This is a genomic window from Pseudoalteromonas sp. BSi20311 (genome assembly GCF_000239875.1).
Taxonomy (GTDB): Bacteria; Pseudomonadota; Gammaproteobacteria; order Enterobacterales; family Alteromonadaceae; genus Pseudoalteromonas.
Map to the genome: position 1 here is coordinate 24,768 of NZ_BADU01000142.1, position 14,057 is coordinate 38,824.

The window sequence follows — 14,057 nt, forward strand, 5'->3', positions numbered from 1 at the left end:
AAATATCCAACTTAAACCTGTAGCAGGTTTAAATTAATAAGCGCTGTAAAATACAGCGCTTATTTTAACTTTTTTAATATTTATTCTTTATTTTCAGCACGTACGTAATTTGACGCGCCGCGCGTAATATAACGTAACTGCCATATAACTCGCTCAATCAGTTCATCGCGTTGCTGACCTTCAATATCAAGCGCTTCAGCGCCTGCATTAAATACCAAAGTAACCATGGCTTCTGCCTGAATATACGCATGAATAGCATCGCAGGGGGTTTCACTTTCTAAATAATGTGCGAGCTCTAAAATAAAGTGTTTCACTTCACGCGCCACTGCTGCTCTAAATGCTTTTGAGGTACCTGAACGTTCACGCAACAAAAGTCTAAACTGATTGCTTGAGTTATCAATAAACTCCATAAAAGTAACCACAGAGGTGTTGATTACACTGCCACCACTGGCTATTCGTCTGCGTGCTTGGCGCATCAGCTGGCGTAGGGTTAAACCCGCTTCATCAACCATGGTTAAGCCCAACTCGTTCATATCTTTAAAGTGACGATAAAAAGAGGTAGGCGCAATACCTGCTTCGCGTGCAACCTCACGCAAGCTTAAATTAGAAAAGCTATGATCAGCACTAAGCTGATTAAATGCAGCTTCAATTAATGCTTGTCGTGTTTTTTGTTTCTGTTGTGCTCTAACACCCGACATCAACAGCTCCCTGAGTGAGTTTGTAATAAATTTTTAATTAAAAAAATAGCTAATAGTACAGTCTAATACTTGACGGCAGCAGATTGAAATATTATTTTAGCTTACAGTTGTACGCTGAGAAATGATAAACATGAAAAAACCACCAATTATATGGACCAACGTCCTTTTCTTTAGCCTGACGTTTTTGGCTGCTATTACACTTGTACCTTGGTATGGGTTTAACTATGGCTTTACAGGCACGCAGTGGGTTGCTTTTGTAGCTTGCATGTTTTTTGCGGGATTATCGATCACCGCGGGCTACCACCGTTTATGGGCACATAAAACCTATAACGCACACCCTGCGGTTGAATTTATTTTTGCCCTTGGTGGTGCTTTTGCGCTACAAAATAGTGCGCTGCATTGGAGCAGCGATCATCGAATTCACCATGGTCAAGTTGATGACCCAGTTAAAGACCCTTATGCCGCCACTAATGGCTTTTGGTACAGTCACATTGGCTGGATGCTTCGCGACTACCAAGGCGACAGCTACGATGATTACAGCAACTGTCGTGATTTACAGCGAAATAAAATTGTTATGTGGCAGCACAAGCATTACTTAAAATTGGTAATTGCCATGAATGTTGGTTTACCGCTAGTACTCGGCTTAATGCTTGGTGATGTATGGGGCATGTTACTGTTAGCAGGCTTATTGCGTTTAGTGCTGAGTCAGCACTTTACCTTTTTTATTAACTCAGTAGCACATATTTGGGGTTCACGTCCTTACACTGAAAAAAATACCGCGAGAGACAATGGCTTTTTAGCACTGTTTACCTACGGTGAGGGTTATCATAACTTCCATCATATTTTTGCCAGCGATTACCGCAATGGCATTAAATGGTTTCATTACGACCCAACAAAATGGATGATCCGCTCACTCGCAGCCATTGGTTTAGCGAGTAAATTAAAGCGCACACCGGTTGAGCGCATTGAAAAAGCTAAAGCAGAAACCTTAATGAGTAAAACACAAGGTCGTCTTGCAAAATTGCCTTTAGCGCAAGATAAGCTTACATTATTACAACAAGAGTACGATTTGCTGCTTAAAAAGCTGCAAAATTATTGCTCATTACAAAAACAAGTGTTGGAAGCTAAAAAAAATAATATGGCAAAGCAGTGTGAAAAGTCGGCATTAATGGCACAATATCACGAGCTTGAAGCCGCCTGGGAAACACAAAAGCAGGCATGGCTAGCACTTAATGCGAGGTTATTAAAAGCCTCTTTTAGTTAAAATAGGAGTGGCTGTGGCCAAACAACCAGAAAAGAAAAAAGTACCCGTGAGCTACCAATATGATGCAATCATTATTGGCACGGGTCCTGGCGGTGAAGGGACCGCTATGAACCTCTCTAAAAGCAACAAAAAAGTAGCGGTTATTGAACGTCAAACTGCTGTTGGTGGTGGTTGTGTTCACTGGGGAACCATTCCTTCAAAGGCACTTCGTCATTCGGTTAGTCGCTACATTGAATACAAAGCAAACCCTTTGTTTAACGTAGGCGAGCGCCCAGTAAGACTTACTTTTCCTGATATTTTGCGCCATGCCAGTTCGGTAATTTCAAAGCAATCAAACTTACGCAGCAGCTTTTACGATCGTAATCGCATTCATATGTTTCAAGGCGATGCTAGCTTTGTTGATAAGCACACTATTGAAATTAGACGTAATGACGGTTCAACTGAACGCCTAACTGCACAAACTATTGTTATTGCTACCGGCTCACGACCTTATCGCCCACCAGGTGTTGATTTCACCCATTCGCGTATTTATGAAAGTGACACAATTTTAGGCCTTGAACACGACCCGCATCGCGTACTTATATACGGCGCGGGTGTAATTGGTTGTGAATACGCATCTATCTTCAAAGGGCTAGGTGCAAAGGTTGATTTAGTAAATACTCGCGATCGCCTACTTGCGTTTATGGATGCTGAAATATCTGATGCGCTTAGCTATCACTTTTGGAATAGTGGCATTGTTATTCGTCATAACGAAGAATTTGATCGCATTGAAACCCGCGATGACTGTGTTGTTATGCATTTAAAATCGGGTAAACGTGTAAAGGCTGACTGTATTTTATTTGCCAATGGCCGTACTGGTAATACTGATACATTGAATTTAGAAGCAATTGGCTTAAAAGCAGATAGCCGCGGACAAGTAAAAGTAAACGAAACCTACCAAACAGAAATAGACAACGTATATGCGGTAGGCGATGTTATTGGCTACCCAAGCCTTGCTAGTGCTGCCTTTGACCAAGGTCGAATTGCAGCAGATGCCATCGCTTGTGGTAACTGCGATGAAAAGCTGATTATTGATATCCCAGCCGGTATTTATACTATTCCTGAAATGAGTTCAGTAGGTAAAACAGAGCAGCAATTAACTGCCGCAAAAGTACCGTACGAAGTGGGACGTGCGCAATTTAAACACTTAGCACGTGCACAAATTGCAGGTACCGATGTGGGTAGTTTAAAAATATTGTTCCATACAGAAACCAAGGAAGTACTTGGGGTGCATTGCTTTGGTGAGCGTGCCTCTGAGATTGTTCACATTGGCCAAGCTATAATGGAACAAAAAAATGGTGGCAATACCATCGACTACTTTGTAAATACTACGTTTAACTACCCAACAATGGCAGAAGCTTATCGAGTTGCGGCATTAAATGGCTTAAACCGCTTGTTTAAATAAGTGCTTAAGTAAAATAGTTTGCACAAAAAAGCCCGCTAATTAGCGGGCTTTTTATTGTTAGTTCATAACTTACTTATGATATTGCGCACTTAGCTCATGCACAGCGTTAATAAATACACCCGCATTTTCTGGGTCAACATCTGGTGTAATACCATGCCCTAAGTTAAATACATGACCATTGCCAGTGCCAAAGTCTTCTAAAATCGTACCCACTTCTTGGCGAATACGATCTGGCGTGCCGTGTAGCATTGAAGGGTCCATATTGCCTTGTAGCGCCACTTTATCGCCAACACGACGTTTTGCATCACCAATATTAATAGTCCAATCTAGGCCTACTGCATCACAACCTGTTGCTGCAATTGCCTCAATCCATTGGCCACCATTTTTAGTGAACAAGGTAACCGGTACTTTACGGCCATCATTTTCGCGAATTAAACCATCAACGATTTTATGCATATACTGCAGTGAAAACTCATTGTAGTCACGCGGGCTCAATACACCGCCCCATGAGTCAAATATCATCAGTGATTGTGCACCCGCTTTAACTTGCGCGTTTAAGTAATCAATCACTGAATCAGCTAGCTTATCAAGTAGTAAATGCAGTGTTTGTGGCTCAGCAAACGCCATTTTTTTGATTTTACCAAAAACCTTACTGCTTCCGCCTTCAACCATATAAGTTGCAAGTGTCCAAGGTGAACCCGAGAAACCAATTAATGGCACTTCACCTTTAAGCTCACGACGAATAGTGCTTACAGCATTCATTACATAGCCAAGCTCATCGGTAGGATCAAGTTTAGGAATTTTTTTAACATCGGCTAATGATGAAATTGGGCGTTCAAACTTAGGGCCTTCACCTGTTTCAAAGTACAAGCCTAATCCCATTGCATCTGGAATAGTTAAAATATCACTAAATAAAATAGCGGCATCTAACGGGTAACGACGCAGAGGCTGTAATGTTACTTCACAGGCTAACTCAGCATTTCTACACAGGCTCATAAAATCGCCCGCTTGTGCACGTGTAGCACGGTATTCAGGTAAATAACGTCCAGCTTGACGCATCATCCATACTGGCGTGACATCAACAGGTTGCTTGGCAAGGGCACGTAAATAACGGTCGTTTTTTAATTCGCTCATAGCGTATAGAGTCCTAGGGCTTTTAGAAATTGTGCAAGATTGTACCACCATATTTGCCCCCCCTCTATCGCTAAGCGATTAAATCGCCTTAGAGTAGCGCTAGATCAAGTAATTTTTAATTTTCATGTTGTTTTGTACATAAAACAACCAAACAAACGTTAATAATAAAAACTTTTCATTAAACTATTTGCAACATCTAAAAAAGCTTGATATTGTTACTCCCGCGTTAACAAAACAATAACAAAAATTGTTAATATAAAAATAATAAAAATCCCTAATAAAAATAAGAATGCTTGTTTAAACAAGTCTAATAAAGAAATTAAACCACCGTAATAGGTGGTTTTTTCTTGCCTGAAATAAATTACTTACAACTTATACCTTAAACAAAACCCTCTGTGGTACTACATCTATTTTACTTGTTGATATACACGCCAATTAAATATATCTTGGATGATAGAAACTTTATTACCAATTTAAAATCCAACCCAGCTTAGGAGAAGAATTATGCTGAAGCGTGTAGAAAAAGCTCAACAAAAGTGGGGGGGTAGGCCATACGGTCATCGACAATTGGTTAAACGAACGCCAAGAGCTGATTGTACTTTACTGTAAAATTGCAGGCTTTTCACCTTACGAGAAAAAAGATCAGTCTTTGCCTGAACCGTCTCAAATTCAAGCTTTTTGCCAAATATTGATGGATTATCTATCGGCTGGGCACTTTGAAGTGTACGACGATATTGCTAAAGCTTGCGAAAAGAAAGGCCTAGAAAGCCAACAACTGGCAAATACTATATACCCACGTATTTCAGATACCACAGACATTGCTCTGGATTTTAACGATAAATACGCTGAAGTAGACGCTGAAGATTTATTAGTAGGATTTGATAATGACCTATCGGTAATGGGTGAAGCACTGGAAGCGCGCTTTGCACTTGAAGATGAGTTAATTGATAACTTATATTCTAATCACGCAGATTAATCAGTTATTCAGTGCAATAAAAAAGGGACCTAGGTCCCTTTTTTGTTTTATATAAATACTTATTCTGCAGCGGCAGCTTCTGCATCATTTTGAATTTCTAATAATTCAACTTCAAAAATAAGTGTTGAATTAGCAGGAATTTTACCTAAATCACGATCACCGTAAGCAAGATCTGAAGGAATGGTAAATTTGTACTTAGAACCAACATTCATAAGTTGTAAACCTTCAGTCCAACCAGGAATAACACGGTTTAGTGGGAAAGTTGTTGGCTCGTTGCGTGAGTAAGAGCTATCAAATTCAGTACCGTCTAAAAGAGTACCTTTATAATGCACTTTAACTACGTCAGTCGCTACTGGCTTAGCGCCTTCGCCTTCGCCTTCGCTCATTACTTCGTACTGTAAACCAGACTCAGTAACCATTACGCCTTCTTTTTTAGCATTCTCAGTTAGGTATTTTTCACCCTCAACTTTGCTTTTTTCAGACTCTACTTTTGCTTTTTCTTCTTGTTTAGTACGCACTGACTCATCTAATGCTGTTAAAACTTCACGAATTTTCTCTTCGTCAATTTTAGCATTACCAGCAAGTGCATCTTCAAAGCCACGCATTAATAATGCTTGATCTAATTCGATACCAATCTCTTTTTTATCTGCTAGGTCTTTATTTAAAAAGTTACCTACAGATGCACCAATACCGTATGCTTGTTGTTGCGCTACAGTATCTAGCTTAACGTCTGCTTGCTCTTTTTTTGCTTCTTGATTACAAGCTGTAAGCGCTAAAACTGACGCTGCAATCAATGACAATTTAATCGTCTTTCTCATTTTAAATCTCCGACACACTTTGCAGTTGTCATTTATTGTAATATTACTAGTTAAAGATTAACGGCCTACATGGTAGGCTGCTTGTTTAATAGCTAAACTAAAAACATATCCAGTGATTAGACAAACAACCTAGGCGTTTTTCGCAACCTAGTCTAACCTCTCAGTCACGAAGAGTTAAGAGGAAATACCTGTAATATGTCGTTATTTCGTACTTTTTTAGTTGCTACCTGCTGTTTATTAACAATTGCATGTAGTGATGAAAAACAACAAGCAGTGGCTAGTTTTGAGCACACGGCACAAGGTGCTTTCTCATCCGCACTATCGCATGATGGTCAATACAGCTTAGTGTCTTCTATCAATCATGGGGTCGCCCTTTGGGATAATCAACAGCAAGCGCTTAAATACCAATGGTTTCAACAACAAGCGCAAGATAGCCTTGTTTACGCTGTAGCCATTGCTTTTGATAATAGCGTGGCTGTTACCGCCGAAAAAACCACCTTCGCCGTTTGGGATATTGCCTCAGGAAAAAATAAAGGTTTTTATAAAATACAAAAAGCCAGCATCCGCGATATTGCCATTAGTAACCAAGGCAACAGTGTTGTATACGGGCGTAGCGATGGCGTTGTAGTATTTATAAACCTTAATACAGGCAGACGCATTGAATTTTTAGGCCACCAAGATAAAGTAAACACCGTAGACCTATCACCTAATGGGCGCTATGCATTGAGCGGCTCAAACGATTATGTGGCCTACTTATGGGATACCCAAAGTGGACAAGTTATTCATCGCTTTAATCACCCAACCAGAGTGACCCAAGTCGCTTTAGATCCTCAAGGGCGTTATGCTTTTACCGCCGACAGTATGGCACAAGCAAATGTATGGAGGCTGACTACAGGTGACCTTGTCAGTAAACTAAAGTATATTGCGCGTCAGAAAATTTTTACTGCGGTGCGCTTTAACGACCAAGGCACTTTATTAGCAACAGGTTCACCAAACAAACGAGTGGATTTATGGCAGCTAAATAGTGGTCAAAAAATTCAAACATGGCAAGTGACCCCGCGAGAAGGCAGCAAGCCAAAATCAGCAGTGGTACTTGATGTGACATTTACAGATAACGGTAAATCATTGTTAACTGAAAGCTCAAGCGGAATCGCTGAGCGCTTTATTATACGAGAACCAAATGAACACAATTGAACATCGGTTAATGGAACTTGAGGCTAAAGTGGCTTTTCAAGACGAAACGATTGAAATTTTAAATGATGAAATAAAAGTTCACCAGCAACAGTTGGCAAAAATAAAGCGCCAAACCGAGTTGCTGGCTGAAAAACTCAAAGAATCGCAGTCATCACAGCCTATGATGTCGAATATGCCAGAGCCACCGCCGCCGCATTATTAAGCAGCACTAGCAAGGCGCTAGTCGCCTGGATTAAACACGCCAATGATCTGTTCAAATTGGCGTGTTGATGCCTGCACAGCCTGCTCTGGTTGAGCCATTTTATGACCACACTGCATACATTCAACTTTTTCTACGTCGTGCTCTTTGTAAAGCATTAACATATCCATAGTTTTACACTCAGGACACGTTGCTCCAGCAATAAATCGTTTTTTATGTTTCACTTCGCTTTTCCTACCGTTTTGACTGACGTTATTTTATCGCAATATTCGCCTACTTGATACGATTGATATGGCTAATAAGATCCGTGTTATAATGGCGGCAATTCAATCAAGGCACAGTAAAGTAACGTATTTATGATCCAAATCTCAGAAATAGAACTGCTTCGCGGTGGCAAAGCTTTATTAAAAAATGCATCGGCTACATTATTCCCAGAGCACAAAGTGGGCCTTGTTGGTGCCAATGGCTGTGGTAAGTCAACGCTATTTAGTTTATTAAAGTCTGAGCTTTCGTTAGATGGTGGTAATTGCAGTATTCCTAAAGATTGGTCACTGGCCTCGGTAAAGCAAGAAACTCCCGCCCTTGAAATAAGCGCCATAGATTACGTACTGCAAGGCCACCCTGAATACTACGCACTAAGAATTGCGTTGCGTGAAGCCGAGCAAAATAACGATGGCGACACTCAAGCTAAAGTGCATATTCAGCTTGAAAATATTAAAGGCTATAGCATTGAAGCCAAAGCAGGTGAGCTGTTACATGGTTTAGGCTTTGCTAATAATCAAATAGAAAACCCGGTAAGTGCATTTTCGGGTGGTTGGCGCATGCGCTTAAACTTAGCCCAAGCGCTTATTCGCGATGCCGACTTACTGTTACTGGATGAGCCAACAAACCACCTTGATTTAGATGCCGTGTATTGGCTCGAGCGTTTTTTACGTGCCTACACCGGCACGCTAGTACTTATTTCTCACGACCGTGAGTTTTTAGATGCTGTGGTTGATCAAATTTGGCATATAGATAAACAACTTATTAATGTGTACAAAGGTAACTACTCGCAGTTTGAACGCCAAAAAGCTGAGCGCCTATTGCAGCAGCAAGCCATGTTTGAAAAACAACAAGAGCAAATTGCCCACCTAGAGCAGTTCATTACCCGCTTTAAAGCCAAAGCCAGTAAAGCCAAACAGGCACAAAGCCGTGTTAAAGCGCTAGAGCGCATGGAAAAACTTGCCCCAGCACATGTTGACTCACCATTTGATTTTGAATTTGCCGAGCCAACCGCTCTGCCTAACCCGTTAATGACGCTCGACAAAGCCAAAGCCGGTTATGGCGATGCCACCATTTTAAACAGTATTAAGCTGAACTTAGTACCAGGCAGCCGTATTGCACTACTGGGTAGAAATGGCGCAGGTAAATCAACACTGATTAAATTACTATCAGGTGACTTACAGCCTCAAGCAGGTGAAGTGTTTCAGCATCAAGGCTTAAACATTGGCTACTTTGCGCAGCATCAACTTGAGTCTCTAGATTTAAAAGCCAGTGCCGTCACTCACCTGCAACGCTTAAACCCTAAAGCCAGCGAACAATCATTGCGTGACTTTTTAGGCGGTTTTGCCTTTGTAGGCGATAAAGCACTCGACCCTGTAGCTCCCTTTTCTGGCGGTGAAAAAGCCCGTTTAGTACTGGCTATGTTAGTTTATCAAAAACCAAATTTACTACTACTCGATGAGCCAACCAACCACCTTGATTTAGAAATGCGCCACGCTTTAGTTATGGCATTACAAGGCTTTGAAGGCGCTATGGTCACGGTATCGCATGATCGCCATATGCTTAAAAATACCGCCGATGAATTTTATTTAGTTGATAATGGCGAGGTCACTCAATTTGGCTACGACCTAGACGCGTATTATCAGTGGCTACTTAATGCAAATAAAGAAGCCGCTAAAAACGACACCGACGAAGAACCAAAAGCCCACTCTCAAGTTAACCGTAAAGAGCAAAAACGCTTAGAGGCCGAGTTTAGAAAGGCAATTCAGCCGCTGAAAAAGCAAATTGAAAAACTTGAAAAGCAATTAGATAAATTTGCTGCAGAACTAGCTGACGTTGAAGAGGCGCTAGGCGATAACACTCTTTATAACGACGAAAATAAAGGCAAGCTTAAAGAGTTAATTACTAAACAAGCCACACTTACGCCTAAGCTTAACGATGTTGAAGAAGATCTACTTATGGCCCTTGAAGAAATGGAACAAAAAGAGCAGGCATTCGCCGATGAACTTGCTCAATAGCGACAACTTTTGGCAATTTGCATGTCAGCTTTATAGCGAAGATGGCATGCAAGCGCGCCTATTAAATTACCAAACCCAGCAAGGTAAAAACGTAAACCTGTGTTTGTTGTTGTATTACCTAGATTCTCTCAATCTAACAATTAGCCAAACACAACTAAATAAGCTTGAGCAATCAATTAGTGAGTTTGATAAGCTGGCATTGAAGCCCCTACGAGCCACACGCGCCTATTTAAAAGCCAATCAAACCGAGATTGCCGATTACGCTGTAATTCGTAAAGAGCTACTCAGTGCTGAGCTCAAGCTTGAAAAACAGCAGCAACAGATGTTGATCAATGCAGTTAATAGGCTTGAGTTATTAGCATGCACAGCGCCAGATAATAGTGCGCTGTATTTGTAAGCTATTCGTTCCTAGCTATTCGTTTTGGCTGTCAGCGATCAGCAGCCTGGTTACCCTCATTTGCTACTCATTGTTTTCTCTTTGTGTATCAAGGATCTTAAGTAACTTATTCACAAAGAGTGTAAGAGACACTGCGCTTTTAGAGGGAACTGTAAAAAGCTAAAAAATTAACTGCCTTGCTGTTTGGGTCTGCCCTCATTTACTTCTCATTCTGTTCTCTTTGTGCAAAAAGATCTTTAAATGACTGACTCACAAAGAGGTTTAGAGACGCTACGCTTTAGAGGAAAACAATTACAGCAAAAATTATCGTCATAAATGACAATCCACAGTAATTCATTACCTTGTAACTGCTTTTTATCATTAGCTCTCGTTGGGTTTCGTTATGCTCTATCCAACCAACTTGATCCAAATCAACTTCTTTACGGCTCTTTTTATAATCAGGAAAATAGCTTGATCTGGATCATACCAAGCACCGCTGAGCCAGCCTATGATTACCCCATAGACATCAGGAGGCAATTATGGACGTATTCTTTAGAGATTTTTTTAGCGACCCAGTACTATTTTTATCATTTGGATTTTTAGGCGTCGTTATTAGTTTATGCCTCTTCTTTGTGTATTTTTTCATGAAAAAAGTACACGATGCAGACATTAAAGAACAGCATTAAGCACGACGCACAAAGCGCCTTATTAGTTTACTGATTAGGCGCTTTTTATTTTTAAATATAAAAAATTTGCTACACTAGCGCTTCGTTTATTGCAAAGTGCGTAGTACAGACATGATCCCTAAGTTCAAACCCGCATGGTGGATGACCAACCGACACGTTCAAACCATAATGCCGCGTTTTTTTCGCCCTTTTCACCATACTCGCTACGAACTTGCGCAACTTGATACCCCCGACGGTGACTTTATCGAGCTTGCTTGGTCACTCCCGCATAACGAAACAGCCCCACTTGCAGTGGTACTTCATGGACTTGAAGGCAACATAAATAGTTTTTATGCCAAAGGCATGATGAAGGCATTAAAAAAGCAAGGCTTTGCTGTGGTGTTGATGCACTTTAGAAACTGCTCAACCGAAGTAAATCGCTTACCAAGAGCCTACCATAGTGGCGACACCGCCGATTTAGCTTTTTTTATTAATCATTTAAAACAACAATTTACAGCTCGTCCGATTGTGGCGGTGGGTTTTTCATTAGGTGGGAATGTACTGGCTAAGTACTTAGGTGAAGAACAGATTCACTGCCCGCTTAGTGCAGCCGCCGTGATATCTGCGCCCTATGATTTGTCATCATCTAGTGATGTTATTCGTAAAAGCTTGGGGAAAATTTATCAAAAATACTTGCTCGATCGAATGAAAAAATCGATGCAACGTAAGTTACCGCAAATTAAACAGCAGATACCGATCACCACTGATCAATTAATGGAAATTGATGATTTATTAGAGTTCGATAACCAGCTTACAGCACCGTTACATGGTTTTGAAAATGCACACGATTACTACGAAAAAGCCAGTGCAATGCCGTATTTAAAAAATATTGCGAAACCCACACTAATTATTCATGCCAAAGACGACCCTATGCTATCGATTAAAGCGGTTCCAAGTAGTCAGGATGTAAGTAAGCATGTTACGCTGCGTATCTCTGAAAAAGGCGGCCACGTTGGTTTTATTAGCGGTAACAACCCGTTTAAACCGGTGTATTGGTTAGAGCAAGTGGTGCCTAATTATTTTAAGCAATGTGTATTTAATAACACCGATAAAGAGTGACTATGATTATTCCTTTTGAACAACTTGATAAAGACACACTGTACAACCTAATTGAAAGCTATGTACTGCGTGAAGGCACAGATTATGGCGAACAAGAATTCAGTATTGAAAGTAAAGTGGCGCAAGTTAATCAGCAATTAAAAAGCGGCGAAGCCATGGTGTTTTTCTCTGAACTGCACGAATCGGTCACCATAATCTCTAAAAGTGAATTTAAAGCACTGCAAAGTGAAGCGCAATTCGACGAGTAAACTTGTCAGACACGGCGTAAAAATAGACAATGGCTTTTTTAACTTAAAGAGCCATTATAAATGATAAAACTAAGCTCAATAGTTGCTGCAATGTCGATTGCATTAACCGGCGCAGTTCACGCTGAAATAACCCCCTCAGATAAAGCAATTAAGCTTGCTCACGATACCATTTTAATCGACACCCACATTGATGTACCTTACCGTATTCATGATAAATGGGCGGATGTAACTAAAGCCACTGAGGGCGGCGATTTTGACTACCCTCGCGCAGTAAAAGGTGGCCTAAATGCGCCATTTATGTCGATTTATATTCCTGCCCATTTAGAGTTTGAAGGCAAAGGGAAAAGTTTCCAGTTAGCGAATCAATTGATTGATGGTATGGAAGCGATTGCGTTTCGCGCTCCAGATAAGTTTGCCATTGCTGACTCAACACAAGATATTGAGCAACAGTTTAAGGACAATAAAATATCAATCGCCATGGGTATGGAAAACGGATCGCCTATCGAGGGCGAAATGAAAAACCTACAACACTTCTTTGATCGTGGCGTACGTTACATCACCCTAGCTCACTCGCAAAGCAATCATATTTCTGACTCATCATACGATATTCGTCGCAAGTGGAAAGGCTTAAGCCCATTCGGCAAAGAGCTGGTTGCTGAAATGAACAGTATAGGGATGCTAATTGATGTATCACATATTTCGGATGATGCATTTTATCAAGTGATGGAATTGTCTAATACACCTGTTATTGCGTCACACTCATCACTGCGTAAATACACACCGGGTTTTGAGCGTAATATGAATGACGACATGCTGTTAGCCCTTAAAAAGAACGGTGGTGTGATCCAAATTAACTTTGGTTCAAGTTTTGTTACTTCAAAAGCCGGAAGTTGGTACGATCAATTCAAAAGTAAAAAACAAACAATTACTGAAGAAGGCAACAAAGTAGCTAAAGATTTTGATGCTATGTACCGCGCTAAAAACCCTTTCCCATTTGCTAGTCTTGAGCAAGTACTTGATCATATTGATCACGTTGTGAAGCTAATTGGTATCGATCATGTTGGTATTGGCTCTGATTACGACGGTGTAGGTGACTCACTGCCTATCGGTTTAAAGGATGTATCTAGCTACCCTAACCTAGTTCAAGGCTTAATGGACAGAGGTTACAGTGACACCGATATTAAAAAGATTTTAAGTGGCAATACTCTAAGAGTGTGGAAGCAAGCCGAAGCGTATGCGAAAAAACACTAGCTTGTAAGCTGTCAGTTGTCAGTTGTCAGTTGTCAGTTGTCAGTTGTCAGTTGTCAGTTGTCAAAAAGTTTAATTAATAGCACGGCTTAAAGTCGTGCTTTTTTATGTGTTAAGTATAATTTAACACCAAGCTACTGATAGCTGAAAACTAAACACTTTTATTCAGGCATTAAAAAACCCGAGACTAAGCTCGGGTTTTTTAGTATTAATTAGCTTAGGCTAACTATTACTCAACGATAGTTGCTACAAAGCACCTACGCCTAAGGTAACAGCGCCACCTTCACATGACGTAAATCGCAGACATTAAAAAAGGCCACCGAAGTGACCTTTTTCTAACAATTAACTTAAAAGTTAATTATTACTCAACGATAGTTGCTACAACACCAGCACCT

The 14,057-nt window shown here is 40.7% G+C and carries 13 protein-coding genes and 1 pseudogene; 10 read left to right on the plus strand and 4 right to left on the minus strand.

Translation table 11 applies throughout. From position 1 onward, the window contains the following. Positions 1-80 precede the first annotated feature (80 nt). Positions 81-698 (minus strand): HTH-type transcriptional repressor FabR, encoded by a 618-nt coding sequence (fabR, locus tag P20311_RS14475; protein ID WP_008114202.1) that lies wholly within the window; start codon positions 696-698, stop codon positions 81-83. A 130-nt stretch (positions 699-828) separates the two neighbouring features. On the opposite strand from fabR, the gene P20311_RS14480 reads away from it, so the two are divergent. Together P20311_RS14480 and sthA are read left to right on the plus strand one after the other, a co-directional pair. Then, the gene (locus P20311_RS14480) at positions 829-1,962 is read left to right on the plus strand and encodes a fatty acid desaturase (RefSeq protein ID WP_008114204.1); all 1,134 of its coding nucleotides are present in this window, start codon (positions 829-831) and stop codon (positions 1,960-1,962) included. Between the two features lie 13 nt (positions 1,963-1,975). Beyond that, positions 1,976-3,406, plus strand: a complete 1,431-nt coding sequence (gene sthA, locus P20311_RS14485; protein WP_008114205.1) for a Si-specific NAD(P)(+) transhydrogenase — start codon at positions 1,976-1,978, stop codon at positions 3,404-3,406. Positions 3,407-3,475: 69 nt separating this feature from the next. Here the strand turns inward: sthA and hemE are convergent, their stop codons facing one another. Continuing rightward, positions 3,476-4,540 carry a uroporphyrinogen decarboxylase gene (hemE, locus tag P20311_RS14490; protein WP_008114207.1) on the minus strand — a complete coding sequence of 355 codons (1,065 nt, stop codon included), beginning with the start codon at positions 4,538-4,540 and terminating at the stop codon, positions 3,476-3,478. A 504-nt stretch (positions 4,541-5,044) separates the two neighbouring features. On the opposite strand from hemE, the pseudogene rsd reads away from it, so the two are divergent. Then, a pseudogene (gene rsd, locus P20311_RS14495) lies at positions 5,045-5,516 on the plus strand (sigma D regulator). A gap of 59 nt (positions 5,517-5,575) precedes the next feature. Here rsd and fkpA read toward each other — a convergent pair. Further along, the gene (fkpA, locus tag P20311_RS14500) at positions 5,576-6,334 is read right to left on the minus strand and encodes an FKBP-type peptidyl-prolyl cis-trans isomerase (RefSeq protein ID WP_008114212.1); all 759 of its coding nucleotides are present in this window, start codon (positions 6,332-6,334) and stop codon (positions 5,576-5,578) included. 195 nt (positions 6,335-6,529) lie between these two features. Here fkpA and P20311_RS14505 point away from each other — a divergent pair, with 195 nt between their 5' ends. Further along, positions 6,530-7,528: a WD40 repeat domain-containing protein gene (locus P20311_RS14505; protein ID WP_008114214.1), complete on the plus strand. Its 999-nt coding sequence runs from the start codon at positions 6,530-6,532 to the stop codon at positions 7,526-7,528. After that, complete coding sequence (locus P20311_RS14510; protein ID WP_008465625.1) at positions 7,515-7,730, plus strand: SlyX family protein; 216 nt, start codon at positions 7,515-7,517, stop codon at positions 7,728-7,730. Before P20311_RS14505 ends, P20311_RS14510 begins: the two co-directional genes overlap by 14 nt. Before the next feature lie 17 nt (positions 7,731-7,747). On the opposite strand, the gene P20311_RS14515 is transcribed toward P20311_RS14510, so the two are convergent. Then, positions 7,748-7,951, minus strand: a complete 204-nt coding sequence (locus P20311_RS14515) for a YheV family putative zinc ribbon protein (RefSeq protein WP_008114218.1) — start codon at positions 7,949-7,951, stop codon at positions 7,748-7,750. Positions 7,952-8,083: 132 nt separating this feature from the next. Here P20311_RS14515 and P20311_RS14520 point away from each other — a divergent pair, with 132 nt between their 5' ends. The 5 genes from P20311_RS14520 to P20311_RS14540 all read left to right on the plus strand — a co-directional run bounded on the left by P20311_RS14520 (position 8,084) and on the right by P20311_RS14540 (position 13,665). Beyond that, positions 8,084-10,006: an ATP-binding cassette domain-containing protein gene (locus P20311_RS14520; protein ID WP_008114220.1), complete on the plus strand. Its 1,923-nt coding sequence runs from the start codon at positions 8,084-8,086 to the stop codon at positions 10,004-10,006. After that, positions 9,990-10,403: a TIGR02444 family protein gene (locus tag P20311_RS14525; RefSeq protein ID WP_008114222.1), complete on the plus strand. Its 414-nt coding sequence runs from the start codon at positions 9,990-9,992 to the stop codon at positions 10,401-10,403. The genes P20311_RS14520 and P20311_RS14525 overlap by 17 nt, the downstream gene beginning before the upstream one ends. 776 nt (positions 10,404-11,179) lie before the next feature. Next, entirely contained in the window at positions 11,180-12,166 is a 987-nt protein-coding gene (locus P20311_RS14530; RefSeq protein ID WP_008114224.1) for a hydrolase, read from the plus strand. A gap of 2 nt (positions 12,167-12,168) precedes the next feature. Next, positions 12,169-12,414 carry a YheU family protein gene (locus tag P20311_RS14535; RefSeq protein WP_008114225.1) on the plus strand — a complete coding sequence of 82 codons (246 nt, stop codon included), beginning with the start codon at positions 12,169-12,171 and terminating at the stop codon, positions 12,412-12,414. A gap of 60 nt (positions 12,415-12,474) precedes the next feature. Continuing rightward, the gene (locus P20311_RS14540) at positions 12,475-13,665 is read left to right on the plus strand and encodes a dipeptidase (protein WP_008114226.1); all 1,191 of its coding nucleotides are present in this window, start codon (positions 12,475-12,477) and stop codon (positions 13,663-13,665) included. Positions 13,666-14,057 lie beyond the last annotated feature (392 nt).